This is a genomic window from Priestia flexa, assembly GCF_021441905.1.
GTDB lineage: Bacteria > Bacillota > Bacilli > Bacillales > Bacillaceae_H > Priestia > Priestia flexa.
This window is the reverse complement of record NZ_CP090431.1, coordinates 2,674,941-2,700,160: the sequence shown is the minus strand read 5'-3', so window position 1 is coordinate 2,700,160 and position 25,220 is coordinate 2,674,941. Positions and strand designations below refer to the sequence as shown.

24 protein-coding genes are annotated in these 25,220 nt (G+C 39.5%); 23 read left to right on the top strand and 1 reads right to left on the bottom strand.

Going from position 1 to position 25,220, the window contains the following annotated elements; genetic code table 11:
- From rlmN to spoVM, 7 genes are all read left to right on the top strand, one after another.
- Positions 1 to 1,095 (top strand): dual-specificity RNA methyltransferase RlmN, encoded by a 1,095-nt coding sequence (gene rlmN / locus LZP85_RS13875; RefSeq protein ID WP_234562259.1) that lies wholly within the window; start codon positions 1 to 3, stop codon positions 1,093 to 1,095.
- 4 nt (positions 1,096 to 1,099) lie between these two features.
- The gene (locus LZP85_RS13870; protein WP_025909034.1) at positions 1,100 to 1,843 is read left to right on the top strand and encodes a Stp1/IreP family PP2C-type Ser/Thr phosphatase; all 744 of its coding nucleotides are present in this window, start codon (positions 1,100 to 1,102) and stop codon (positions 1,841 to 1,843) included.
- 5 nt (positions 1,844 to 1,848) lie between these two features.
- The gene (gene pknB, locus LZP85_RS13865; protein WP_182840801.1) at positions 1,849 to 3,810 is read left to right on the top strand and encodes a Stk1 family PASTA domain-containing Ser/Thr kinase; all 1,962 of its coding nucleotides are present in this window, start codon (positions 1,849 to 1,851) and stop codon (positions 3,808 to 3,810) included.
- Between the two features lie 13 nt (positions 3,811 to 3,823).
- Positions 3,824 to 4,705, top strand: coding sequence for a ribosome small subunit-dependent GTPase A (gene rsgA, locus LZP85_RS13860; protein ID WP_119542552.1), 882 nt, complete (start codon positions 3,824 to 3,826; stop codon positions 4,703 to 4,705).
- A 2-nt stretch (positions 4,706 to 4,707) separates the two neighbouring features.
- On the top strand, positions 4,708 to 5,358 hold the full coding sequence (rpe, locus tag LZP85_RS13855) for a ribulose-phosphate 3-epimerase (RefSeq protein WP_025909031.1): 651 nt from the start codon (positions 4,708 to 4,710) through the stop codon (positions 5,356 to 5,358).
- Positions 5,359 to 5,446: 88 nt separating this feature from the next.
- Positions 5,447 to 6,100, top strand: a complete 654-nt coding sequence (locus LZP85_RS13850) for a thiamine diphosphokinase (RefSeq protein WP_119542553.1) — start codon at positions 5,447 to 5,449, stop codon at positions 6,098 to 6,100.
- 85 nt (positions 6,101 to 6,185) lie between these two features.
- On the top strand, positions 6,186 to 6,266 hold the full coding sequence (spoVM, locus tag LZP85_RS13845; protein ID WP_016765421.1) for a stage V sporulation protein SpoVM: 81 nt from the start codon (positions 6,186 to 6,188) through the stop codon (positions 6,264 to 6,266).
- Between the two features lie 55 nt (positions 6,267 to 6,321).
- Here spoVM and rpmB read toward each other — a convergent pair whose 3' ends face one another.
- Positions 6,322 to 6,510 (bottom strand): 50S ribosomal protein L28, encoded by a 189-nt coding sequence (gene rpmB, locus LZP85_RS13840; protein WP_025909029.1) that lies wholly within the window; start codon positions 6,508 to 6,510, stop codon positions 6,322 to 6,324.
- A gap of 251 nt (positions 6,511 to 6,761) precedes the next feature.
- Here rpmB and LZP85_RS13835 point away from each other — a divergent pair, with 251 nt between their 5' ends.
- The 16 genes from LZP85_RS13835 (at position 6,762) to ffh (ending at position 25,133) form a co-directional block, all read left to right on the top strand.
- Positions 6,762 to 7,124 carry an Asp23/Gls24 family envelope stress response protein gene (locus LZP85_RS13835; protein WP_025909028.1) on the top strand — a complete coding sequence of 121 codons (363 nt, stop codon included), beginning with the start codon at positions 6,762 to 6,764 and terminating at the stop codon, positions 7,122 to 7,124.
- A 16-nt stretch (positions 7,125 to 7,140) separates the two neighbouring features.
- Positions 7,141 to 8,805: a DAK2 domain-containing protein gene (locus LZP85_RS13830; RefSeq protein ID WP_119542554.1), complete on the top strand. Its 1,665-nt coding sequence runs from the start codon at positions 7,141 to 7,143 to the stop codon at positions 8,803 to 8,805.
- 232 nt (positions 8,806 to 9,037) lie between these two features.
- Positions 9,038 to 10,069 carry a PTS sugar transporter subunit IIC gene (locus tag LZP85_RS13825; RefSeq protein ID WP_119542555.1) on the top strand — a complete coding sequence of 344 codons (1,032 nt, stop codon included), beginning with the start codon at positions 9,038 to 9,040 and terminating at the stop codon, positions 10,067 to 10,069.
- Positions 10,070 to 10,266: 197 nt separating this feature from the next.
- Entirely contained in the window at positions 10,267 to 10,929 is a 663-nt protein-coding gene (sdaAB, locus tag LZP85_RS13820; RefSeq protein WP_025909025.1) for an L-serine ammonia-lyase, iron-sulfur-dependent subunit beta, read from the top strand.
- A 117-nt stretch (positions 10,930 to 11,046) separates the two neighbouring features.
- Positions 11,047 to 11,934, top strand: a complete 888-nt coding sequence (gene sdaAA / locus LZP85_RS13815; RefSeq protein WP_025909024.1) for an L-serine ammonia-lyase, iron-sulfur-dependent, subunit alpha — start codon at positions 11,047 to 11,049, stop codon at positions 11,932 to 11,934.
- The gene (recG, locus tag LZP85_RS13810) at positions 11,927 to 13,975 is read left to right on the top strand and encodes an ATP-dependent DNA helicase RecG (RefSeq protein ID WP_119542556.1); all 2,049 of its coding nucleotides are present in this window, start codon (positions 11,927 to 11,929) and stop codon (positions 13,973 to 13,975) included. Before sdaAA ends, recG begins: the two co-directional genes overlap by 8 nt.
- A gap of 116 nt (positions 13,976 to 14,091) precedes the next feature.
- A complete protein-coding gene (fapR, locus tag LZP85_RS13805; protein ID WP_025909022.1) occupies positions 14,092 to 14,655 on the top strand; it encodes a transcription factor FapR in 564 nt (187 codons plus the stop codon).
- Positions 14,656 to 14,676: 21 nt separating this feature from the next.
- Positions 14,677 to 15,672: a phosphate acyltransferase PlsX gene (gene plsX, locus LZP85_RS13800; protein WP_119542557.1), complete on the top strand. Its 996-nt coding sequence runs from the start codon at positions 14,677 to 14,679 to the stop codon at positions 15,670 to 15,672.
- 17 nt (positions 15,673 to 15,689) lie between these two features.
- Positions 15,690 to 16,634: an ACP S-malonyltransferase gene (gene fabD, locus LZP85_RS13795; protein WP_025909020.1), complete on the top strand. Its 945-nt coding sequence runs from the start codon at positions 15,690 to 15,692 to the stop codon at positions 16,632 to 16,634.
- Position 16,635: 1 nt separating this feature from the next.
- Complete coding sequence (fabG, locus tag LZP85_RS13790) at positions 16,636 to 17,376, top strand: 3-oxoacyl-[acyl-carrier-protein] reductase (protein ID WP_025909019.1); 741 nt, start codon at positions 16,636 to 16,638, stop codon at positions 17,374 to 17,376.
- A gap of 105 nt (positions 17,377 to 17,481) precedes the next feature.
- Positions 17,482 to 17,715 (top strand): acyl carrier protein, encoded by a 234-nt coding sequence (gene acpP / locus LZP85_RS13785; protein WP_025909018.1) that lies wholly within the window; start codon positions 17,482 to 17,484, stop codon positions 17,713 to 17,715.
- A 180-nt stretch (positions 17,716 to 17,895) separates the two neighbouring features.
- Complete coding sequence (rnc, locus tag LZP85_RS13780; RefSeq protein ID WP_025909017.1) at positions 17,896 to 18,642, top strand: ribonuclease III; 747 nt, start codon at positions 17,896 to 17,898, stop codon at positions 18,640 to 18,642.
- A gap of 100 nt (positions 18,643 to 18,742) precedes the next feature.
- A complete protein-coding gene (gene smc / locus LZP85_RS13775) occupies positions 18,743 to 22,303 on the top strand; it encodes a chromosome segregation protein SMC (RefSeq protein ID WP_119542558.1) in 3,561 nt (1,186 codons plus the stop codon).
- An 18-nt stretch (positions 22,304 to 22,321) separates the two neighbouring features.
- The gene (ftsY, locus tag LZP85_RS13770; RefSeq protein WP_061784593.1) at positions 22,322 to 23,317 is read left to right on the top strand and encodes a signal recognition particle-docking protein FtsY; all 996 of its coding nucleotides are present in this window, start codon (positions 22,322 to 22,324) and stop codon (positions 23,315 to 23,317) included.
- Between the two features lie 127 nt (positions 23,318 to 23,444).
- A complete protein-coding gene (locus LZP85_RS13765) occupies positions 23,445 to 23,777 on the top strand; it encodes a putative DNA-binding protein (RefSeq protein WP_025909014.1) in 333 nt (110 codons plus the stop codon).
- A gap of 12 nt (positions 23,778 to 23,789) precedes the next feature.
- Positions 23,790 to 25,133: a signal recognition particle protein gene (gene ffh, locus LZP85_RS13760; protein WP_119542559.1), complete on the top strand. Its 1,344-nt coding sequence runs from the start codon at positions 23,790 to 23,792 to the stop codon at positions 25,131 to 25,133.
- Positions 25,134 to 25,220 lie beyond the last annotated feature (87 nt).

Here is a 25,220-nt window from a genome sequence, read left to right as displayed (position 1 = left end):
ATGGAAGGAACTGTTAGTAAAAGAACGAAAGATACAAAAGTGGAAAATAAAAAACCGTCAATTTACTCATTAGAACTACATGAGTTAGAGGCATGGTTAGTATCTCAGGGAGAGAAAAAATTCCGTGGGAAACAGATTTTTGACTGGCTATATGTAAAGCGTGTAACTGAATTTGACGATATGTCAAATTTGTCAAAAGGACTGCGTGATAAGTTAAATGAAGCGTTTGTTTTAACTACGTTAAAAACAGCTGTTCAACAAACTTCTGCAGATGGAACAATGAAATTTTTATTTGAGCTTCACGATGGTTATACAATTGAAACAGTGCTTATGCGCCACGAGTACGGAAACTCAATCTGTGTAACAACACAAGTTGGCTGTCGCATTGGCTGTACGTTCTGTGCATCTACGCTTGGTGGATTAAAGCGTAACTTAGAAGCTGGTGAAATTGTTGCTCAAGTAGTGAAAGTACAAAAAGCGCTTGATGAACAAGGAGAACGCGTAAGTCATGTCGTAATTATGGGTATTGGTGAACCGTTTGATAACTACGATCAAATGATGGGCTTCTTAAAAATTATTAATCACGATAACGGTCTTAATATTGGTGCGCGTCATATTACGGTATCAACAAGTGGAATCATCCCTAAAATCTATAAATTTGCTGATGAGCAAATGCAAATTAATTTTGCCATTTCACTACACGCACCAAACAACGATATTCGTTCAAAATTGATGCCTATTAACCGTGCGTACAAGCTACCTGATTTAATGGAAGCAATTAAATACTATACGGACAAAACAGGTCGTCGTATCAGTTTTGAATATGGTTTGTTTGGTGGAGTAAATGACCAGGTGGAACATGCTGAAGAGTTAGCAGCGCTTATTAAAAACATTAAATGTCACGTGAATTTAATTCCTGTGAACTATGTTCCAGAGCGTGATTACGTTCGTACACCGCGTGAACAAATTTTTGAATTTGAAAGTACGTTGAAAAAACATGGTGTTAACGTAACAATTCGCCGTGAGCAAGGTCATGATATTGATGCAGCTTGTGGTCAATTGCGTGCGAAGGAGCGTAAAGAAGAGACGAGGTGATTGTATGGAAACTGTCTTTATGACAGACCGAGGGAGAATACGTCAACACAATGAAGATAACGGAGGGGTATTTTTGAATGCTCATGGCCAGGTGCTTGCAATTGTAGCAGATGGTATGGGAGGTCATCGCGCTGGAGATGTAGCCAGCGCGATGGCAGTTCAAAAATTGCAAGACGTCTGGACGAGTAGCCCAGTTATAAATGAACCGAATGATGCTACTATTTGGATACGTGAACAAGTGATGAATGTAAATGAAGCTATTCATCAACATGCAAGTGAACATGAAGAATGTAAAGGAATGGGCACAACCATCGTATTAGCTATTTGCACATCCGAATTTTGTACAATTGGTAATATTGGAGATAGCCGGGGCTATTTATTCAGTGAAGATGGTTTTAGGCAAATTACAGAAGACCATTCCCTTGTCAATGAGCTGGTGAAAAACGGTCAAATTTCACGAGAAGATGCGGAACATCATCCTCGCAAAAATATTTTATTACGTGCATTAGGTACTGAAGAAAAAGTAGATCTTGATGTAAAAACAGTTGAAGTTGAATCAACGGATTTATTATTATTGTGTTCAGATGGACTTTCCAATAAAATAAGCGAAGAGAAGCTCCAAGACATTTTACAACCTGGAACGTCCCTAAACGAAACAGGTACACACTTAATTACATTAGCTAATGAATTAGGTGGAGAAGATAATATTACACTAGCAATTGTGGACTTTACATCTGAAAGTGGGTGAGAACGTTGCTAATCGGGAGACGGCTAAACGACCGTTATAAAATTCTACATGTCATTGGTGGAGGTGGCATGGCCAACGTTTATTTAGCACGTGATATGATTTTAGATCGCGACGTGGCAATTAAAGTTCTGCGGCTAGATTTTGCTAATGACGATGCTTTTATTAAGCGTTTCCACCGTGAGGCACAATCTGCAACAAGCATTGCTCATCCAAATATTGTGAGTATTTATGATGTTGGAGAAGAAGAGGACATCTACTATATTGTAATGGAATATGTCCCTGGAATGACCTTAAAGCAATATATTTTACAAGAGTCACCGCTATCTTTAGAGAAAGCGATACATATTATGACTCAAATTACATCCGCAATTGCTCATGCTCATCAATATGGAATTATTCACCGAGATATTAAACCACAAAATATTCTAATTGACCATGATGATACGGCAAAAGTAACGGACTTTGGAATTGCCGTGGCTTTAAGCTCAACAACTATTACACATACAAACTCTGTATTAGGGTCTGTTCATTATCTATCTCCAGAACAAGCAAGAGGAGGTCTAGCGAATAAAAAGTCCGATATTTATTCATTAGGCGTTGTTTTATTTGAATTGTTAACTGGGCGAGTACCATTCTCGGGAGAGTCTGCTGTTTCCATTGCACTAAAGCACTTACAAACGGAAACACCCTCACCAAGGAAATGGAATCCTTCTATCCCACAAAGCGTAGAAAACGTTGTATTGAAAGCAACAACAAAAGACCCTTTTTATCGCTATAATACGGTAGAAGAATTTGAAGAAGATTTACGCTCTGCTATTCATCCCACTCGACACAATGAACAAAAGTTTATTGTACCAGATGATGATGAAGTAACAAAAGCAATTCCAATTATAAAAGATGAGCCGTATGGTCATGAATTGGAAAAGACGGCTGTTCGTAAACCTTCTAATACACATCAAAATGAAGTAGAATCTAAGAAAAAGCCTAGAAAGAAAAGTAAAGTTATTTTAACGCTTGCGCTCATTTTTTTATTGTTAGCGGCAGCGAGCGTCGCTGCTGTGACTTTTATTCCTTCTTTACTATTGCCTAAGGATATTACGGTTCCTGATTTACATAATGAAGACTATGAGTCAGCCGTGACTGAGCTTGTATCATTAGGGTTTAATGTGAAAGATCCAAAGGATATAGCTGATGACGAAGTACAAGAAGGAGATGTGGTTAAAACATCACCTAAAGCGGGAAATGTGGTAAAAGAAGGTACAGCTGTTATTATCTATCGAAGTACTGGGAAAGCAAAAGTAGCGTTTGATCGCTTTAATGGCCGAGATGTAAGTGAAGTTCAAAAGCTGCTTGAAAGTCAGAATTATCGTGAAGTGCGAACAATTGAAATCGACAGTGAGGAGCCTAAAGGAACAATATTAGATCAAAGTCCAAAAGAAGGTGAAGAGGTTGTTCCAGAAAGCACGGCCGTTACGTTATGGATAAGCAAAGGACCTCCGGAAATTAAAGTGAAGGATTTCTCAGGATGGACGGAAAAAAGCGTTCGAGATTATGTAGCAGAAGAAGAATTTGAAATTGCAGTAGAAAACGAATATTCTGATACTGTTGAAAAAGGTTTGGTTATTTCTCAAACCCCGAAAGCTGGTTCGGTTATTAAAAAAGGTGATAAGCTAACGTTTAAAGTTTCCTTAGGGAAGGAAGAAGTACCTCCTCAAACTGTCAATGTACAAGTAACAATTCCCTATGAGGAAAAGAATAGTGAAGGAGAAAATCCTGAGCAAAAAGTAGAGATTTACGTAGAAGATGCAGATAATACAATGTCTGTGCCTATTAAAGAACTAACAATTACAGAAACGGTTACTGAATCATTCGATGTGTTAGTGAAAGAAGGCGAGCCAGCCAAGTACAAAGTAGTTCGAGATGGTCAAGTAATTGAAGAAAAAGCTGTAGAATATCCAGAAGAATGATAGGAGTGAGGTTATGCCAGAAGGAAGAATTATTAAATCCTTAAGTGGATTTTATTATGTTCTTCATGATGGACAAGTAACCCAGTGTCGCGGAAGAGGAGTGTTTCGAAAGAACAAAGTCACTCCATTAGTAGGCGATGAGGTAGTATTTCAAGCTGATAATGAGCTTGAAGGGTATATACTTGAAATTAAAGAACGTAAAAATGAGTTAGTTCGACCGCCAATCTCAAACGTTGATCAAGCGTTGTTAGTATTTTCAGCTATCGAGCCTGATTTTAGTACGGTGCTTTTGGATCGCTTTTTAGCTTTGGTAGAGTCAAATGATATTCAGCCGGTTATTTGTATTTCAAAAGTTGATTTGTTGTCAGAGAAACAAAAACAATTAATTGAGCAATATGCCGAAGATTATCGTAAAATAGGATATGAGGTAATTTTAACATCAACCGTAACGGAAAGTGGTATTGCAGAAATTAAGCCGCTGTTTGAAAATCAAATAACGGTCATTGCAGGACAATCAGGAGTTGGTAAATCTTCGTTACTAAACGTTTTAAAGCCTGAGTTAGAGCTGAAGACAAATGATATTTCAACATCTCTAGGGCGAGGAAAGCATACAACCAGACATGTAGAGCTTATTTCATTTGGTGAAGGACTCGTAGCAGATACACCGGGCTTTAGCTCCTTGGAGTTTCTAACTCTAGAGGTAGAAGAACTTTCTCACTGCTTTCCAGAAATGTCTCGCTTAAGTGAAGACTGTAAGTTCAGAGGATGTCTGCATGTGAAAGAACCAAAATGTGCAGTTAAGCAGGCAGTGGAGAACCAAGCAATTCCTGCTTACCGTTATGAGCATTATTTGCAGTTTGTTGAAGAAATCAAGCAAAGAAAGCCGAGGTATTAAACATGACAAAAATTGCACCTTCCATCTTATCAGCTAATTTTTCTAAATTAGGAGAAGAAATTCGTGAAGTAGAAGCTGGTGGAGCTGATTATATTCATGTGGATGTAATGGATGGCCATTTTGTTCCTAACATTACAATTGGTCCTTTAATTGTAGAAGCAATTCGTCCAATTACATCTCTTCCGCTAGATGTTCACTTAATGATTGGTAACCCTGATGCGTATATTCCGATGTTTGCAAAAGCAGGTGCTGATATTTTAACTGTGCATGCAGAAGCTTGTACACATTTACATCGTACAATTCAATTGATTAAAGAACATGGTATGAAAGTTGGAATTGCGTTAAATCCAGCTACTCCAATTGATGTTGTAAAGCACGTGTTAGAAGACATCGACCTAATTTTATTAATGACGGTTAATCCAGGTTTTGGAGGCCAAAAGTTTATTAATAGCGTACTACCGAAAATTGAACAAATCTCGCAGCTTATTGAAATTCGTCAGCTATCTATTGAAGTGGAAGTAGATGGTGGAGTAAACGAAGAAACAGCAAAAAAATGCGTAGAAGCTGGAGCAAACGTTTTAGTAGCTGGCTCAGCTATTTATGATCAAGAAGACCGCGCAGCGGCAATTGATCGAATTCGTTCAACTATATAAAGAGTCTACAAAAGTTGCCAAAGGAGGAGTGAAATCTGCTTTTCCTTGGCAACTTTTTTAAATAATTCATAAATAGAAAGGGTGGCTTATCATTATTATTCATATTTTGGCAGGAGGTCCGGATAATTATGTGCCGGAACTTCACAAGTGGAAGGCATGTGATAAGTGGATAGGTGTAGATCGCGGTGTGTTCACTCTTCTTGAGCAGGGGATTATTCCTGATGAAGCGTTTGGAGACTTTGACTCCATCAATGAAGAGCAGCTGAAGGCTATTCAGGATCGGCTGCAAGATTTACATGTTTATCCTTCTGAAAAAGATGCAACGGATTTAGAGCTTGCGGTTGAGTGGGCTGTGTCTAAAAAACCTGCGTACATTCGGGTTTTTGGAGCTACGGGCGGTAGAATTGATCATATGTTTGGAGCCATTCAGCTTCTGTATAAAAGCCTGCAAGAAAACGTGAAGGTAGAGCTAATTGACAAGCAAAATAGCATTCAATTGTTCTCTCCTGGAACGCATGAAATTGAAGTAAGAACTCAAGCGAAATACGTCTCGTTTGTTCCTTATGCTGGCGGTGTTGAAAACCTTACGCTAACAGGCTTTAAGTATCCCCTAACAAACCACTATGTAGAACTTGGCTCTACTTTATGTATAAGTAACGAACTTCTTGCACAAAGAGGTACTTTTTCATTTACTACAGGCATATTAATGATGATAAGAAGCAATGATGCAGATTGCTTGTAAAAGACTTTAATAATGTTGATGGAAGAATGGATGAAGGTAGTCCATTAAAAGTAGATGAATGGTGGAAATGGTGAGGAGGAGTAGTATGAAATTTTATACGATTAAACTTCCAAAGTTTTTAGGTGGTATTGTAAAGGTCATGCTAAATTCATTTAAAAAAGATTAAAAAGCAAGATAATAAAAGAAGCACCATATACATGGTGCTTTTTCGTTATCGAAAATTAAACGCGCTCAACTTTACCTGATTTAAGGGCTCTAGCTGATACGTATACACGTTTTGGTTTACCGTCCACAAGGATACGTACTTTTTGAACGTTAGCACCCCATTTACGCTTTGTAGCGTTCATAGCGTGAGAACGTGCATTACCTGAACGAGCTTTTCTGCCAGTGATTACACATTTGCGTGCCATAGTTTTCCCTCCTAACACAAAAAAACTACTCAATTCTGCTTTTTGAGAAATACTATATTAATTTATCACAGCATTCTTTATAATGCAATACTTCTCAACAAAAGCTTTCAAGAAATTTTCCTTGACATATAAATTGAATGTATGTTCAATAATAAAGAGAGTTAAATTTGGGTAATTAGGGAATGTTCTTTTAAAAAGAGATTGATTATAGTAAAATATTTATTAGCCTATGTATAGAAAGGGGAAAAAGTATGTCCATCGAAATGAAAACTAAGTACGGTCAAATTGATATCTCCACAGACGTAATTGCAACGATTGCTGGAGGGGCAGCTATTGACTGCTATGGCATCATCGGCATGGCTTCTAAGAATCAAATTAAAGATGGTCTTACTGACATTCTTCGTAAAGAAAACTTTACACGCGGTATTATCGTAAGGCAAGAAAATGATGAAGTACATATTGATATGTATATCATTGTTAGTTATGGAACGAAAATCTCAGAAATTGCTCATAACGTACAGACTAAAGTGAAATATACGCTAGAACAAACAGTGGGTCTAACGGTTGACTCAGTAAATATTTACGTGCAGGGTGTTCGTGTAACGAACGTGTAATTAAGGAGGAAGATTCGTGTCAATGACAACATTGAACGGAAAGCGTTTTGCGGAAATGGTGCTTCAAGGAGCACAGCATCTGTCAAACAATGCTGACTATGTAGATGCACTAAACGTTTTTCCAGTTCCAGATGGAGATACAGGTACCAACATGAACCTGTCGATCACATCAGGTGCTAAAGAAGTAAAAAGAAATGTATCAAATCATATTGGACAAGTAGGACAAGCTTTATCAAAAGGCCTATTAATGGGGGCGCGTGGTAACTCAGGCGTGATCTTATCACAGCTTTTCAGAGGTTTTGGCAAAGCGATTGAACAAAAAGAATTTATTACGACAGTAGACTTTGCACACGCGCTTGAGATGGGCGTTGAAACAGCCTATAAAGCTGTTATGAAGCCAATTGAAGGTACGATTCTAACCGTTGCAAAAGATACGGCTAAAAAAGCAGTTGAAGTAGCTGAAAAGCAACCAGAAATGATTCCATTTATGGAAGAAGTGCTAAAAGCATCAAAAGCCTCTCTTGATCGCACCCCAGAATTACTGCCTGTTTTAAAAGAAGTAGGCGTTGTAGACAGCGGTGGACAAGGCTTAGTTTTAATTTATGAAGGATTCCTAGCAGAGCTAAAGGGAGAAAAGCTTCCAGGTGTACCTCTGGCAATTCCATCAATGAATGAGCTTGTAAACGCTGAACACCATAAGCACGCTCAAAGTCATATGAACACTGAAGACATCGAGTTTGGGTACTGTACAGAATTTATGGTTCGGTTAGAAGCAGACAAAATGGAAAAGCACGCATTCTCAGAAGAGACATTTCGCCAGGATCTAAGCGAATGGGGCGATTCTTTATTAGTTGTGTCTGATGATGAAGTCGTAAAAGTGCATATTCATGCTGAGCATCCGGGTGAAGTATTAAATTATGGTCAGCGCTACGGTAGCTTAATAAAAATGAAAATTGAAAACATGCGTGAACAGCATAGCGAAATTGTTTCGAAAGAAGCACCTGCTCCTGTAAAGGCTGAGAAAAAGCCATACGGTATTGTGACGGTTTCAATGGGAAGTGGCATTGCAGAGCTGTTTAAAAGTATCGGAGCTACTGTTGTAATTGAAGGTGGCCAAACGATGAATCCAAGTACAGAAGATATTGTCAAAGCAATCGAAGAAACACATGCTGAAAAAGTGATCATCCTTCCTAATAATGGTAATATCGTGATGGCTGCAAATCAAGCTGCGTCTGTAGTAGGAGATCACGTTGCCGTTGTTCCTTCTAAAACAGTTCCACAAGGAATGACAGCGCTTCTATCGTTTAATCCTCAATCAGATCTAAATACGAACGAAGAAGCGATGACAGAAGCCCTTGGTCATGTGAAGACGGGGCAAATTACGTACGCTGTACGTGATACCAATATCGACGGCTTAGAGCTTGCAAAAGGTGACTTTATGGGAATTGCTGAAAAGCAAATTGTTGTAAAGGATACTGAAAAGCTTGAAGCTGCTAAAAAGTTACTGCAACATATGGTTGATGAAGACTCAGAAATCATCACGATTTTGCAAGGTGAAGATGTAGCTGATACAGAAATGGATGAGTTAGTATCATTTGTTGAAAGTCAATTTGAAGATGTTGAAGTTGAAGTCCATAAAGGTGGGCAACCATTATACTCATATATCTTTGCGATTGAATAATATAAATGCAGGTTAGTTTTATGACTAACTTGCATTTTTTTATTGATTTTTAAACTATCAGAATTTACAGAATACGAACATTTTGTTTTATATTTGTTATTTTGTTCGTATAAATAGTTCTTTCGGTTGAAAAGCCCACTATATTGTGATAATTTTTAAAGGGGCGTACATCGTGCGTTACTTTAAAGTGAATACTTAAGTGAAGATGAATGCAGCATAGGGGGAATTTACAATGGAGATTTTGAAAGGTACGGCACTGCTTTTATTGGTCTTATTTTTATTTTGGCTTTTCAGTAACAAAGCACCGTATGGGATGAAAGCTATGGGTGCTTTGGCAAGCGGTGCCGTTGCGGCGTTTCTCGTTGAAGCATTTCAACTGTATGTGGGTGGCGATTTATTAAACATCAAATTTTTAGGTGAAGTAGGAGAAGCTGCTGGGGGGATGGGTGGCGTCGCTGCTGCTGCGTTAGTAGCGTTGGCACTAGGCGTATCTCCCGTTTACGCATTAATGATGGGGGTTGTCTGTTCAGGATTAGGCCTGTTACCTGGCTTCTTTGCTGGCTATATCATGGCTTTTGCTATGAAAGTAGTAGAGAAAAAAGCGCCTGCAGGTTTAGATTTATTGGGAGCAATTTTAGTTATTGCACCGTTAACACGCTTAATCGCAACAGGGATTTCGCCTTTGGTGGATGCCACGCTATTGAACATTGGTTCCATCATTAAGGAAACAGCAAATGCTAATCCAATTCTAATGGGAATTATACTCGGTGGCGTTATCACGGTTGTTGCTACGGCACCTCTAAGCTCAATGGCTTTAACAGCTATGCTTGGCTTAACGGGTCTTCCGATGGCAATTGGTGCACTAGCGGTTTTCGGTTCGTCATTTATGAATTATGTATTATTCGATCGTTTGAAATTTGGAGATCGTCGTACCACAATTTCAGTAGCTGTAGAGCCATTAACGCAAGCTAATATAATATCGGCTAACCCAATTCCAATTTATGTAACAAATTTTGTTGGTGGAGCAGTAGGTGGTGTCATTGTTTCCCTATTTGGATTGGTAAACGATGCGACAGGAACAGCTACTCCTATTGCCGGTTTAGCAGTTATGTATGGCTTTAACGATCCAATAAAAGTAACAATTTGCGCAGCACTATGTGCAGTTGGTGGAGCAGTTATTGGGTATATTGGTTCAATCGTGTTTAAAAACTTTAATATCAAAACAGTTGCAGAGCTTGAACAAGAAACAAAAGAAGCAGCATAACTCAAAAGCTGACTCGAATGAAGAGTCAGCTTTTTTTATCGGAGAATAAAGAGAAAAATGTTAGCTTATTATTTCGAATTTTAAAACTTTATTATAACGAATTTCTAGGGTTCCAAAAATAGAAAACGTCAAGTAACATATAAAGTGATAGCGATAACATTAAAGTTTAATATCCTTTTTACAGGGGGAGAGTAACCATGAAATATAAATCCGTATTCGATATTATTGGTCCAATTATGATTGGTCCATCAAGTTCACATACAGCAGGTGCTGCGCGTATTGGTAGGGTAGCAAGAACGTTGTTTGGCAAACAGCCAGAAAAAGTCATCGTCTCACTTTATGGATCTTTTGCTCAAACATATAAAGGCCATGGGACAGATGTAGCAATCATTGGAGGGGTATTAGATTTTGATACGTTTGACCCTCGAATTCCTGAGTCTCTTACATTAGCTAAACAAGCGGGCATGGACGTGACGTTTATTGAAGAAACAGCGATTACTGATCATCCAAACACGGCGCGCGTGCGAATGATTGATGGTGATAAAGAAATTGAAGTTGTTGGTATCTCAATTGGTGGTGGTAAAATTCAAATCACAGAATTAAATGGATTTGAGTTAAATTTATCAGGCATGAATCCTGCTATCCTTGTTGTACACAACGATCGTTTTGGAGCGATTGCAACGGTGACGAATATATTAATGAAGCATTCTATTAACATTGGCCATATGGAAGTATCTCGAAAAGAAAAAGGACAGGTTGCATTAATGGCCATTGAAATGGACACAAACATTGAAGATGCAGTAATTGAAGAGCTACAAGGATTACCGCACATTATTAAAGTGACAAGAATGGTTGAGTAGCGTACTGCTTTTTATGCCTTTTGGGAAAAAGGAAGTAATCTATCGTTTAAATAAATGCTTAGTAAGATGATATTGGGTTAGATAGAATGACATCATGTTGTAAAATGGGAGGATACTATGTTTCGAAATGTAGCGGAATTAGTAGAGTTAGCAGAAAGTAAAAAGGTCAAAATAGCGGAAATTATGATTGAACAAGAAGTAGAAGTTACTGGCTTAAACCGTGAAGAGGTCTTTGAAAGAATGGATCGCAATTTAACGGTTATGGAAGAAGCGGTAGAGCGTGGGTTAAGAGGCGTTCAGTCCGTTACTGGTCTAACAGGTGGCGATGCTGTTTTAATACAAAAGTATATTGAAAGTGGAAATGCTTTATCTGGTAATTTAATCTTAGATGCAGTAAGTAAAGCGGTAGCAACGAACGAAGTAAATGCTGCGATGGGAACGATTTGTGCAACACCGACAGCCGGTTCAGCTGGAGTGGTGCCTGGAACGTTATTTGCAGTGAAAAATAAATTAAATCCAACGCGTGAAGAAATGATTGAATTTCTATTTACATCAGGAGCATTTGGATTTGTTGTGGCAAACAATGCTTCCATTTCAGGTGCAGCAGGAGGGTGTCAAGCTGAAGTAGGGTCAGCGTCTGGCATGGCAGCGGCAGCGATTGTAGAAATGGCGGGTGGTACACCTAGTCAAGCAGCTGAAGCAATGGCAATTACGCTTAAGAATATGCTAGGATTAGTATGTGACCCTGTAGCAGGATTAGTAGAAGTACCGTGCGTAAAGAGAAACGCGATGGGCGCTGCGAATGCAATGATTGCTGCTGATATGGCGTTAGCAGGTGTTACAAGTCGAATTCCGTGTGATGAAGTAATTGATGCAATGTATCGAATTGGTCAAACAATGCCAGTAGCGTTACGAGAAACTGCACAAGGAGGCTTAGCGGCAACACCAACAGGTCGCGAGCTAGAAGCAAAGATCTTTGGTATTGCATTAAACAAAAGTGAATGAATTAAATAAAATTTCCATTAAAACCATTAAAGGGATTGGAGAAGAGACAGCGACTCTTCTCGAAGAAATGAAGATACAATCTGTACAAGATTTACTTGAGCATTTTCCTTATCGCTATGAGGACTATGAGCTGAAAGATTTAGCGGATGCTAAACATGATGAAAAAGTAACGGTAGAGGGAAAGGTTCACAGCGTTCCCTCTCTTACTTATTACGGAAAAAAACGGTCTCGATTAACCTTTCGCTTGTTGGTTGGTCGTTATCTTGTTACCGTTACGTGCTTTAACCGACCTTATTACAAATCAAAGCTTGAAATTGATCAAATGGTTACTGTGACGGGAAAATGGGATCAGCACCGCCAAACGATTACTCTTCAAGAACTACAGTTTTCACCTTTCAAAAAAAATCAAACCATTGAGCCGGTTTATTCCACAAAAGCAGCGCTTACTGTAAAAGCAATTCGTAAGTTTATCACCCTGGCTTTAAATCAGTATGGAAGTCAAATTGAAGACATGCTCCCTTTATCGCTCCGAAATCGATATAAGTTAATGGCACGAGAAGATGCGGTGCGAACGATTCATCTACCTCGAGACCATAGCGATTTAAAACAAGCGCGCAGGCGATTTGTATATGAAGAGTTTTTGCTGTTTCAGCTAAAGATGCAGGCGCTTCGAAAGCGTGAGCGAGAAGAAACGGCTGGTATGTCTCAAGTGTTTCAATCAAGCGATTTAGTTGAGTTTACAAATCAACTGCCATTCCCGTTAACAAACGCTCAAAAACGAGTAGTGAATGAAATTACTGCTGATATGAAGTCGCCTTATCGAATGAATCGCCTATTACAAGGAGATGTAGGTTCAGGTAAAACGGTTGTTGCTGCCGTTGCGCTATATGCAACGGTATTGGCAGGGCATCAAGGTGCTCTAATGGTTCCAACTGAAATTTTAGCCGAACAGCATGCTGAATCCTTAAGTGCCATGCTTGAAAAAGTTCAAGTGCGCGTCGGGTTGTTAACGGGTTCAGTTAAAGGGAAAGCAAGGCGTGAGCTTCTGCGACAAGTTCAGGCCGGAGAAATAGACGTGTTAGTCGGTACTCATGCGCTCATCCAAGATGAAGTAGTGTATAAAAGTCTTGGTCTTGTCATTACGGATGAGCAACATCGCTTTGGTGTAGGTCAGCGTAGAGTTCTTCGTGAGAAAGGTGAAAGTCCAGATGTATTATTTATGACGGCGACTCCTATTCCAAGAACGCTTGCCATTACTGCTTTTGGTGAGATGGACGTGTCGATTATAGATGAAATGCCAGCTGGTCGAAAAGCAATCGAAACGTATTGGGTAAAGCATGATATGCTAGAGCGTATTTTGCAATTTGTCCAGAAAGAACTGAGTGAAGGACGGCAAGCCTACGTAATTTGTCCATTGATTGAAGAATCAGAGAAGTTAGACGTTCAAAATGCCATTGATGTTCATAGTACCCTTGTTCAATATTTTAAAGGGCAATGGAATGTAGGACTGATGCATGGGCGCTTAACACCAGATGAAAAAGAAGAAGTCATGAAAGAGTTTAGCGTAAACAATGTGCAAATTCTTGTTTCGACAACGGTTGTTGAAGTAGGGGTGAACGTTCCAAACGCCACGGTTATGGTCATCTATGATGCGGAGCGCTTTGGACTATCACAGCTCCATCAGCTTCGCGGGCGAGTAGGAAGAGGAGACGCGCAGTCGTATTGTATTTTGTTAGCAGATCCAAAGTCTGAAGTTGGAAAAGAGCGCATGAATATTATGACGGAGACAAATGATGGTTTTGTATTATCAGAAAGAGACCTTGAGCTTAGAGGGCCTGGGGACTTTTTTGGCCGAAAGCAAAGCGGGATGCCTGAGTTCAAAATAGCGGATATGGTCCACGATTATCGAGCGCTTGAAGTAGCCCGTACAGATGCTACTGAGCTTGTGAATTCGGAGGCGTTTTGGCAAGATGAGCAATATCAGTTGATGCGTTCTTATTTGGAAGCAACAGGTGTATTAGCAGGTGAAAAATTTGATTAATAGTCAGTGAATCGGCGTTGCAATTGAGGTGTAACTTTACTAAAAATGTTGCATTTCAATTGCAATGATTATATACTGCTATTAGTACCTAGTATTAAAAGTTCGGATGGTGTGTTATGAAGCGTAATAAAAGAGATCGACAGCTGTTATTAAAAGCTACAATTGACGAGAATCCATTTATCACAGATGAAGAATTAGCCGACCGTTTTTCAGTTAGCGTACAAACAATTCGCTTAGACCGCCTAGAATTGTCTATCCCTGAATTACGCGAGCGAATTAAATATGTAGCTTCTAAGAAATTAGAAGATGAAGTGCGTTCTCTGCCTATTGAAGAAGTAATTGGGGAAATTATCGATATTGAACTAGACCAATCCGCTATTTCCATCTTTGATGTGCGTGAAGAACACGTTTTTCAACGCAATCAAATTACAAGAGGACATCACTTGTTTGCTCAAGCAAACTCACTTGCAGTAGCGGTTATTAATGATGAATTAGCATTAACAATTGAGGCTACAATTCGCTATCATCGTTCTGTAAAGATTCATGAGCGCGTGATAGCAAAAGCAAAGGTTCTGTCTACAGATGAAACTCGAACAATCGTAGAGGTAAATAGTTTTGTAGGACAAGAGCAGGTGTTTTCAGGAACGTTTAATATGTACCGATCTACATCTGATAAATAAAACTAAAGGATGAGAAAGAACATGAAAATAGCAATTGATGCTATGGGAGGGGACAACGCTCCCAAAACGGTTATTGAAGGTGCAGAATTAGCCATTCAGCAGTTTGAAAACTTACATATTACACTTGTTGGTAATGAAGTTGAAATAAAGAAGTACCTAACAAATCCAGAACGTATCACAATTCTTCATACTGAAGAAGTAATTGAAGCAACAGATGAACCAGTTCGTGCAGTACGCAGAAAGAAAAATGCATCAATGGTGCTTATGGCTACTGAAGTAGCTGAGGGGCGTGCTGATGCATGTATTTCTGCAGGTAACACGGGTGCTTTAATGACGGCTGGGTTATTTGTTGTTGGTCGTATTAAAGGAATTGAGCGTCCTGCTCTAGCTCCGACGCTGCCAACTTTGGACGGCAAAGGTTTCTTAATGCTAGATGTAGGAGCTAACGTTGATGCGAAACCTGAGCACCTTGTACAATATGCAATTATGGGCTCGGTATACGCAGAACAGGTAAGAGGTGTTCAATCGCCTAAAGTTGGGCTTTTAAACGTTGGAACGGAAGAGAAAAAAGGTAATGAGTTAACAAAGCAAACGTTTAAATTGCTTCAAGAAACCAACATTAACTTTATCGGAAACGTAGAATCACGAGATCTTTTAAACGGCGTTGCAGACGTTGTAGTAACGGATGGTTTTACGGGTAATGTTGCATTGAAAACTATTGAAGGAACGGCACTTTCACTATTTTCAATGTTAAAAGCAGAGTTAATGAGTAGTTTTAAAAGCAAGGTAGCTGCTTCCGTGTTAAAGCCTCAGCTTAAAGGGCTAAAAGCAAAAATGGACTATAGCGAGTATGGCGGCGCAGGCCTGTTCGGTCTAAATGCACCGGTTATTAAAGCTCATGGTTCGTCAGACGCTACGGCCATCTTTAATGCGATTAAACAAACCGTAAATATGGTAGAAAATAACGTATCTTCTACCATTCAAGCTTCCGTTGAAAGTGAAGAAAATAACGAATAAACGAGGAGAGAATAAGAATGGGGAAAATAGCTTTTATGTTTCCAGGCCAAGGCTCACAAGCCGTAGGTATGGGGCAAGACTTATATGAGCAATCTGAAGAAGCAAAGCAACTTCTTTCAAAGGCAGATGAAGTGCTAGGCTTTTCATTATCAAACCTTATGTTTGAAGGTCCACAAGATGAACTGACGTTAACGTATCATGCGCAACCTGCTCTTGTTACTGCTAGCACAATGCTTTTAAACGAGTTTAACAAGAGTGGGATTACACCTGATTATGTAGCAGGTCATAGTTTGGGAGAATACAGTGCGTTAGTAGCAGCTGGAGTAATGTCTTTTGAAGATGCTGTTGTTGCTGTAAACAAGCGTGGACGCTATATGGATGAAGCTGTTCCTGCTGGTGAAGGAACAATGGCTGCCATTTTAGGAATGAGCGCTGAAGAGTTAAAAGCTGTAACGGACGAAATTACGGCTTTAGGAGCTTCTGTCCAGCTTGCTAACATTAATTGTCCAGGTCAAATTGTAATTTCTGGAACAGCAGAGGGTGTTGAAAAAGCGAGTGAACTTGCGAAAGAAAAAGGAGCAAAACGAGCGATTCCTTTAGATGTAAGCGGACCGTTCCACTCTAGCTTAATGAAGCCCGCTGCTGCTAAACTGCAGGATACGCTTAGCATAATGGATTTTAAAGATGCGAAAGTTCCTGTTGTAGCTAACGTAACGGCGCAGCCAACAATCCAAAAAGAAGCTGTACAAGCGCTATTAATTGAACAATTATATTCTCCAGTTCGCTGGCAAGAAACGGTTGAGTTATTGCTTGCTGAAGGCGTAGATACATTTATTGAGATTGGTCCAGGAAAAGTATTATCAGGGCTTGTGAAGAAGGTGAATCGCCGTGCTACGGTTTATTCAGTGAGTAATGTTGAAACGTTACAAGCAACAATTGAAGCAGTGAAAGGGGTAGAATAAAATGTTAGAAGGAAAAGTAGCGGTTGTTACAGGAGCGTCTCGTGGAATTGGACGTGCGATTGCGCTTGAATTAGGAAAGCAAGGAGCTAAAGTAGTTGTAAACTATGCAGGTAGCGAAGCGAAAGCACTTGAGGTCGTTGATGAAATTAAAGGTTATGGAACAGATGCCATTGCGATTCAAGCAAACGTAGCGGATGCAGATTCTGTTCAAAGCATGATTAAAGAAGCAATTTCAACGTTTGGCTCTTTAGATATTTTAGTAAACAATGCTGGTGTTACAAGAGATAACCTGCTAATGAGAATGAAGGAAGATGAGTGGGATGATGTTTTATCAACAAACCTAAAGGGCGTGTTTTTATGTACGAAAGCAGCAACTCGCCAAATGATGAAACAACGTCATGGACGAATCATCAACATTTCATCTATTGTGGGTGTTAGCGGAAACGCAGGACAAGCAAACTATGTAGCTGCTAAGGCTGGTGTTATCGGATTAACAAAAACATCTGCAAAAGAGCTTGCAAGTCGTAATATTACAGTAAATGCAGTGGCACCAGGGTTTATCGCAACTGATATGACGGATGAGCTTCCAGAAGAAGTAAAAGCTGAAATGCTAAAGCAAATTCCACTTGCATCCTTTGGTGATCCACAAGATATTGCCAATATTGTTTCATTCTTAGCTACAGATGCAAGCCGCTATATTACGGGACAAACCATCCATGTTGACGGCGGAATGGTTATGTAATATCTTAAAAGAATTGAAAAGTAAGGGTTTTGACAAATTTTATTATTCAGCCATAGTATTTTAAAGGAAAATCTACTATAATGACTTGAGGGGAGGTGAAGAACAATGGCAGAAGTACTAGAGCGCGTAACAAAAATCATTGTTGATCGTCTTGGTGTAGATGAAAGCGAAGTGAAATTAGAATCTAATTTCAAAGAAGATTTAGGTGCTGACTCTCTTGATGTAGTTGAGCTTGTAATGGAGCTTGAAGATGAGTTTGACATGGAAATCTCTGATGAGCAAGCAGAACAAATCGCAACTGTTGGAGATGCGGTTAATTACATACAGAGTCAAGTTTAATTCTGTTGTATCATTAAAAGCCCCGTTAATAGCGGGGCTTTCTGTGTTTTTTGCGTTATTTTTGAAAAAAATAATTTTTTTTTCAAAATGCGATGTATCTTTTAGGATACCTCGTTTTATAATGGGTTATGTTATGAAAAAAACTATGAACTAATTGTGGCTGGTAAGCGGAGGTATTTTATGCCTAAACATTATTCGAATCGAGACCGAAAAAATAATTCTCAAGTAGTAAAAAACTTTAAACAGTTTCAAGAAGAAATCAACGTGACGTTTGAAAATGAAAAGCTCTTATTTCAAGCTTTTACACATTCATCGTATGTGAATGAGCATCGTAAAAAACCTCATGAAGATAATGAGCGTTTAGAATTCTTAGGGGATGCCGTGTTAGAGTTGACTGTCTCACAATTTCTATTTAAAAAATACCCAATGATGAGCGAAGGAGAACTGACAAAGCTACGTGCAGCCGTAGTGTGTGAGCCATCTCTTGTGACTTTCGCAAATGAGCTCGAATTTGGTAAACTAGTGTTGCTCGGTAAAGGTGAAGAAATGACGGGTGGCCGTCAACGTCCAGCTTTACTGGCGGATGTATTTGAAGCATTTATTGGTGCATTGTATTTAGATAAAGGAATTGAAACAGTAAATCAATTTTTAACAAAAGTTGTATTCCCGAAGATTAATGAGGGTGCTTTTTCTCATGTGATGGATTTTAAAAGTCAGTTACAGGAAATTATTCAACGAGATGGGTTTGGTCAGCTAGAGTACAAGGTGCTACAAGAAAAAGGCCCGGCTCATAATCGTGAATTTATGTCACGTGTATCACTTAATGGTGAAGAGCTAGGTGTTGGAGTTGGTAGATCTAAGAAAGAAGCTGAGCAAAAAGCGGCTCAAGTAGCCATCTCGAAAATAAAAGCGTCGAATGCAAAGTAAAAGAGAGTATTAGTCTGATGTAGGAACGAGTCCCCCCAAGCAACGAATGGTTGTTGCAAAGGGGGATTTACTATGAAAATAAGGAAAAGGGGGAATCTATATGTTCCTCAAGCGTTTAGATATTACTGGCTTTAAGTCATTCGCTCAGAAAGTATCAATTGACTTTGTACCAGGGGTTACAGCAGTTGTTGGACCAAACGGTAGTGGTAAAAGTAACATTACAGATGCAATTCGCTGGGTAATGGGCGAGCAGTCTGCAAAGTCACTGCGGGGCGGGAAAATGGAAGACGTTATTTTTGCGGGAAGTGAATCAAGGCGTGCTGTTAATGTAGCAGACGTAACGATTACGCTAGAAAATGACAATCAGTTCCTACCGCTTGATTATCATGAAGTAAGCATTACAAGGCGAGTAAATCGCTCAGGTGATAGTGAATTTCTTATTAACAACCAACCATGTCGTTTAAAAGATATTGTGGATTTATTTATGGACTCAGGTTTGGGAAGAGAAGCTTTTTCCATTATTAGTCAAGGTAAAGTTGAAGAAGTTCTCAGCAGCAAACCAGATGAGCGTCGTAAAATATTTGAAGAAGCAGCGGGCGTTTTAAAGTATAAAACGCGTAAACGTAAGGCTGAGTTAAGGTTAATTGAAACACAAGAAAACTTAAATCGCGTGCTTGACATTTTACATGAAATTGAGGGACAGTTAGAGCCTTTAAAAATACAGTCTTCCATTGCAAAAGATTATTTGCAGAAAAAAGAAGAATTAGAACAGATTGATATTGAAGTAACGGTTTTTGAAATTGAAGAGCTTCATGGTAAGTGGGAAGCGCTTAAACGAGACATAGCATCTCATCAGCAAATGGAGCAATCGCTTTCTGCCAACATTGGAGAGCGTGAGCAAGAGATTAATTGTTTACGCGTGTATATTCAGCGTGCGGATGAGGAAATCGACGCGCTACATAAACACCTTCTTTTTGTTAGTGAAGAAGTTGAAAAGCTAGAAGGTAAGAAAGAAGTGTTAAAAGAGCGTAAAAAGAACGCTTCGCAAAATAAAGAGCAGTTAGAGCGACTTGTAAAAGAGTATACTCAAACAAAAAAAGAGTTGCTGATAGCGAAGCAAAAAGAAGAGAATGACTTAACTAATTTTGAAAACGACGTTGCTAAAACGCGTGAAGAAGTAGCCGAACAAGAGCGTCTGTTTGCAACGTATAGTGAAAACCTGGATGAGCAGTTAGAGCAGTTAAAAAGCGAATATTTTGAGTTGGCAAATGCACAGACAGCTTCTCGAAATGAGATTGCTTTTCTAGAGCAGCAAAAGCATCAAACGTCTGAAAAAGAAGCGCGGCTTTTAAAAGCAAACGAGCAATATGTTCAGCAACGAGTGGATCTGGAGCGGAAAAAAGGAGCTCTTATTGATAAACTGCAAAACTTTCAACAAGAATTGCAGGATGCCACGCGTCAATTAAAAGAGCAGCTTGCAAAGCTCGATTCCCTGCGAGAGGAATATCGAAAGCAAGAGTCAACCCTGTATCAAGCCTATCAATACGTCCAGCAAACAAAGTCTAGAAAGCAAATGCTTGAAGAGATGCAGGAGGACTATGAAGGGTATTTCCATGGTGTAAAGGAAATTTTAAAAGCGAGAAGCCAGAAGCTTCACGGGATTGAAGGAGCTATTGCTGAACTAGTTAGCGTGCCGAAAGAGTATGAGACAGCGATTGAAATTGCGCTCGGTGGTGCAACTCAGCATATTGTGACGTCTGATGAGCAGAGTGCGCGACAAGCAATTAGCTTTTTAAAACAAAATCATTACGGACGCGCTACATTTTTACCATTAACATCCGTGCGTTCGCGTTTTATACCGCCACAAACCATTTCGTTAATTGAAACTCACGATACGTTTGTGGGCGTCGCTTCTTCGCTTGTAAAATATGATGAGAAGTATCGTAGTATTGCAGAGAACTTGCTTGGTACGGTTATTATTGTAAAAGATTTAAAAGGAGCAAATGAGCTTGCTAGACTGATTCAGCATCGCTACCGCTTTGTTACTTTAACAGGAGACGTGGTGAATCCAGGCGGGTCCATGACAGGTGGATCGGTTAAGCAAAAAACCAATTCATTGCTTGGTCGTCAGCGAGAACTTGAAACAATTACTGCGAAGCTGAAGGAAATGGAAGAAAAAACGCTTCAACTTGAGAAAAATGTGAAAGCTAAGAAAGAAACGATTGAAGAGTTGGAACAAGCTATTGGTAAAGAACAGTCTTTTGTTAAGCGTCTAGAAGAGCAAGAAAAAGCGTTAGATCGAGATGTGAAGCAAGTAGAAATTGAAGAGCAAGCGGTAAACGATCGATTAGCGATGTATGATCAAGACATGGTTAGCTTTAAAAGCGATCAAGAACATTTGATCAAGCGAATTCAAGTGTTAGAAAAGCAGCTAGGTGAAGCAAAAGAACAGACTTCAGAGCTAGAGGGAGTTATTGAAGAGCTTACTCATCGTAAGCGTACGCAACAAACTTCCCGAGAGGAAGTGCGCCAGAAGCTAACCGAAGTAAAAGTAGAGCTGGCTGGACAAGAACAGTCTCTTAAAAATAAGCGTGAAAAATATGATCGTATTTGCTTTGAGCTAAATCAAACAACGAAGCGCTTAGAAGAAGTAACAGAAGACTTGGCACTTTTAACGAATGAGATGACATCAAATGATTCTGGAGAGCTTTCACTAGAAGAAGCGGCTGCAGAAAAGGTTAAAGAAAAAGCAGAAACGTTGAAGAAAATGGATGACTGTCGGGCAGAGCGCTTGAAATCACAAAACAAGCTAGAAGATGCAGAGCGCTTTGTCAAAGAGTTGCATCGCCAGCATAAGCAAATTGCAAATGCGTTAAAAGACGAAGAAGTAAAACTGAACCGAATTGACGTTGAGTTAGACAGTCGTTTACATCAGCTGAATGAAGAATATCAAACGAGCTTTGAAGCAGCAAAAGCTTCGTATCAGCTAACGATTCCAATTGACGAAGCTCGTAAAAAGATTAAGCTTATTAAGTTAGGTATCGAGGAGCTTGGTACGGTTAACTTAGGGTCTATTGAACAATATGAGCGAACAGCAGAGCGCTATGAGTTTTTAAGCAACCAGAAAAATGATTTAGATGAAGCTAAAAACACGCTTTATCAGGTTATTGATGAAATGGATGAAGAGATGAAAAAGCGTTTCTCTGATACGTTCTACCGAATTCGGGAAGAGTTTAACCATGTATTCCAGTCTCTATTTGGTGGAGGAAAAGCAGAGCTGAAGCTAACAGATGCGACGGATCTGTTGAACACTGGGGTGGACATTATTGCCCAGCCTCCAGGTAAAAAACTTCAAAACTTAGGGCTTCTTTCTGGAGGAGAACGGTCTTTAACAGCCATTGCTCTTCTCTTCTCCATTTTAAAGGTTCGTCCTGTACCGTTTTGTGTATTAGACGAAGTAGAAGCAGCTTTAGATGAGGCGAACGTGCACCGTTTTGCTACGTACTTAAGAAGTTATAGTGAGCAAACACAGTTTATTGTCATTACGCATCGTAAAGGAACAATGGAAGAAGCAGATGTGCTGTACGGCGTAACAATGCAGGAATCGGGAGTTTCAAAACTTGTATCCGTACGCTTAGAAGATTCGAAGCAATATGCTTAGTAGAAAGGGTGTTAAAACATGAGCTTTTTTAAGCGATTAAAAGAAAAGATTACAAATCAAACAGACTCCGTTACTCAAAAGTTTAAAGATGGACTTTCAAAAACGCGCGATTCGTTTTCAGAACGCGTCAATGATTTAGTTTCTCGCTATCGAAAAGTGGATGAAGAGTTTTTTGAAGAGTTGGAAGAGATTCTAATTGGCGCAGACGTTGGCGTTTCGACTGTTATGGATTTGATTGATGAATTAAAAGATGAAGTAAAACGAAAGAACATTCAAGATCCTCAAGAAGTTCAAGCGGTCATCTCTGAAAAATTAATTGATATCTATGAGTCAGGCGAGGAACAGCTGGCAGGCCTTAATATGCAGCAAGATAGCCTTACTGTTGTTCTGTTTGTTGGTGTTAATGGCGTAGGGAAAACGACAACAATTGGTAAAATTGCTCATAAGTTTAAGTCAGAAGGCAAGAACGTTCTGATGGCAGCAGGCGATACGTTCCGTGCAGGTGCTATTGAGCAGCTTGAAGTATGGGGCGAACGCGTTGGAGTAGATGTTATCAAGCAATCAGCTGGGTCAGATCCAGCTGCTGTAATGTATGACGCTATTCAGTCAGCAAAAGCTCGTAAAGCAGATATCTTACTATGTGATACAGCGGGTCGTTTGCAAAATAAAGTGAACTTAATGAAGGAGCTAGAGAAAGTAAAACGCGTAATTGAGCGTGAAGTGCCTGGAGCTCCACATGAAGTGCTACTTGTGTTGGATGCAACAACTGGGCAAAACGCTCTTAGCCAAGCTAAAATCTTCTCAGAAGCAACAAACGTAACGGGAATTGTTCTGACAAAGCTAGATGGTACTGCAAAAGGTGGTATTGTGTTGGCTATTCGAAACGAACTGAACTTACCAGTGAAATTCGTAGGGCTAGGGGAAAAGATGGACGACCTTCAGCCGTTTGATACGGAACAATACATCTATGGGTTATTTGCTAATGCGGTAGAAGATGAAGTGCAAAACAGTTAATTTAAAAACGCGATGAAGCCTTTCTTCGTCGCGTTTTTGCTGTTAAGGAAAAAACTTGACATTCTAATTGCTTCTTTGTAAACTAAAGACATGTAAAGGCTTTTCACTTAACAAGGGGGGCGGTCGTATGTTAGAAAAAACGACGCGAATGAACTTTTTATACGACTTCTATCAAGCGTTGCTTACACCAAAGCAAAGAAGTTATATGTCTCTTTATTATTTAGATGACTATTCCCTAGGTGAAATAGCAGAGGAATTTGATGTGAGTCGTCAAGCAGTTTATGATAATATAAAACGTACAGAGCAAATGCTTGAACAATATGAGGAAAAGCTATTGTTATTTCAACGGTTTCAAGAGCGTCAATCAATTGTTCAACAACTAAAAAATGAACTGACAGGCGAACTTGAAACAAACAACAAGCTTTCTTCTCTTCTTGATTCGCTCGAGAAATTAGATTAGGGGGCGGCATATATGGCATTTGAAGGATTAGCCGACCGTTTGCAAAGCACGTTACAAAAGCTAAAGGGAAAAGGTAAAGTAACTGAAGCAGATGTTAAGGAAATGATGCGTGAGGTACGCCTAGCCCTTTTAGAGGCGGATGTAAACTTTAAAGTAGTAAAAGACTTCATTAAGCGAGTAAGTGAGCGCGCAGTAGGTCAAGACGTATTAAAAAGCTTAACGCCTGGTCAACAGGTTGTTAAAGTTGTACAAGAAGAATTAACAGCACTGATGGGCGGCGAACAAAGCAAAATTGCAGTGGCTCCAAAGGCTCCTACGGTTATTATGATGGTAGGACTTCAAGGTGCAGGTAAAACGACAACTACTGGTAAGCTAGCTAACCTACTGCGTAAGAAACATAACCGCAACCCATTGCTTGTAGCAGCTGATGTATATCGCCCTGCGGCGATTAAACAGCTTGAGACGCTTGGAAAGCAGTTAAGTATGTCTGTTTTTTCACTGGGAGATCAAGTAAGTCCCGTTGAAATTGCAAAGCAGGCCATTGCTTATGCTAAAGAAGAGCATCATGATTATGTATTAATTGATACAGCCGGACGTTTGCATGTAGATGAAAATTTAATGGAAGAGTTAGAGCAAATTAAAGAGCTCACAAACCCTCATGAAATTTTCTTAGTTGTCGATGCAATGACGGGTCAGGATGCTGTAAACGTAGCTGATAGCTTTAATAAACAGCTTGGCTTAACAGGTGTGGTATTAACGAAGCTAGATGGAGATACGCGCGGTGGTGCGGCTTTATCAATTCGTGCAGTTACCAATACACCGATTAAGTTTGTTGGTTTGGGTGAAAAGATGGATGCAATCGATGCATTCCATCCAGAGCGTATGGCTTCTCGTATCTTAGGAATGGGAGACGTTCTTACGCTGATTGAAAAAGCGCAGGCTAACGTAGATGAAGAAAAAGCTAAAGAGCTTGAAGCGAAACTGCGTACGCAGTCGTTTACATTTGATGACTTTTTAGAGCAGCTTGCTCAAGTTCGTCAAATGGGGCCGTTAGATGAACTTATTGGCATGCTTCCAGGTGCTAATAAAATGAAAGGCCTCAAGAACTTACAGGTAGATGAAAAGCAAATTAGTCATGTAGAAGCGATTATTCGTTCCATGACAAAAGCTGAAAAAACAAATCCTGAAATCATTAACGCTAGTCGACGAAAACGCATTGCAAAAGGTAGCGGTCGATCGGTTCAAGAGGTTAACCGACTATTGAAGCAGTTTGAAGACATGAAGAAAATGATGAAGCAAATGACAAACATGTCTAAAGGGAAGAAAAAGGGCATGAAATTACCTTTCTTTTCTTAATTTGTCACTAAATTTAGTTGTAAAAATAAACAGAATAAAATATTTTTTATACTGTTAAGAAAAAAACCTTTACAAACATTTTATCTT

Excerpts from the sequence above, each read along its gene's own strand:
- rlmN (WP_234562259.1), top strand. The coding sequence starts at position 1 with ATGGAAGGAACTGTTAGTAAAAGAACGAAAGATACAAAAGTGGAAAAT.
- LZP85_RS13870 (WP_025909034.1), top strand. The coding sequence starts at position 1,100 with ATGGAAACTGTCTTTATGACAGACCGAGGGAGAATACGTCAACACAAT.
- rsgA (WP_119542552.1), top strand. The coding sequence starts at position 3,824 with ATGCCAGAAGGAAGAATTATTAAATCCTTAAGTGGATTTTATTATGTT.
- rpe (WP_025909031.1), top strand. The coding sequence starts at position 4,708 with ATGACAAAAATTGCACCTTCCATCTTATCAGCTAATTTTTCTAAATTA.
- spoVM (WP_016765421.1), top strand. The coding sequence starts at position 6,186 with ATGAAATTTTATACGATTAAACTTCCAAAGTTTTTAGGTGGTATTGTA.
- rpmB (WP_025909029.1), bottom strand. The coding sequence starts at position 6,510 with ATGGCACGCAAATGTGTAATCACTGGCAGAAAAGCTCGTTCAGGTAAT.
- LZP85_RS13835 (WP_025909028.1), top strand. The coding sequence starts at position 6,762 with ATGTCCATCGAAATGAAAACTAAGTACGGTCAAATTGATATCTCCACA.
- LZP85_RS13825 (WP_119542555.1), top strand. The coding sequence starts at position 9,038 with ATGGAGATTTTGAAAGGTACGGCACTGCTTTTATTGGTCTTATTTTTA.
- sdaAB (WP_025909025.1), top strand. The coding sequence starts at position 10,267 with ATGAAATATAAATCCGTATTCGATATTATTGGTCCAATTATGATTGGT.
- sdaAA (WP_025909024.1), top strand. The coding sequence starts at position 11,047 with ATGTTTCGAAATGTAGCGGAATTAGTAGAGTTAGCAGAAAGTAAAAAG.
- fapR (WP_025909022.1), top strand. The coding sequence starts at position 14,092 with ATGAAGCGTAATAAAAGAGATCGACAGCTGTTATTAAAAGCTACAATT.
- plsX (WP_119542557.1), top strand. The coding sequence starts at position 14,677 with ATGAAAATAGCAATTGATGCTATGGGAGGGGACAACGCTCCCAAAACG.
- fabD (WP_025909020.1), top strand. The coding sequence starts at position 15,690 with ATGGGGAAAATAGCTTTTATGTTTCCAGGCCAAGGCTCACAAGCCGTA.
- fabG (WP_025909019.1), top strand. The coding sequence starts at position 16,636 with ATGTTAGAAGGAAAAGTAGCGGTTGTTACAGGAGCGTCTCGTGGAATT.
- acpP (WP_025909018.1), top strand. The coding sequence starts at position 17,482 with ATGGCAGAAGTACTAGAGCGCGTAACAAAAATCATTGTTGATCGTCTT.
- rnc (WP_025909017.1), top strand. The coding sequence starts at position 17,896 with ATGCCTAAACATTATTCGAATCGAGACCGAAAAAATAATTCTCAAGTA.
- smc (WP_119542558.1), top strand. The coding sequence starts at position 18,743 with ATGTTCCTCAAGCGTTTAGATATTACTGGCTTTAAGTCATTCGCTCAG.
- ftsY (WP_061784593.1), top strand. The coding sequence starts at position 22,322 with ATGAGCTTTTTTAAGCGATTAAAAGAAAAGATTACAAATCAAACAGAC.
- LZP85_RS13765 (WP_025909014.1), top strand. The coding sequence starts at position 23,445 with ATGTTAGAAAAAACGACGCGAATGAACTTTTTATACGACTTCTATCAA.
- ffh (WP_119542559.1), top strand. The coding sequence starts at position 23,790 with ATGGCATTTGAAGGATTAGCCGACCGTTTGCAAAGCACGTTACAAAAG.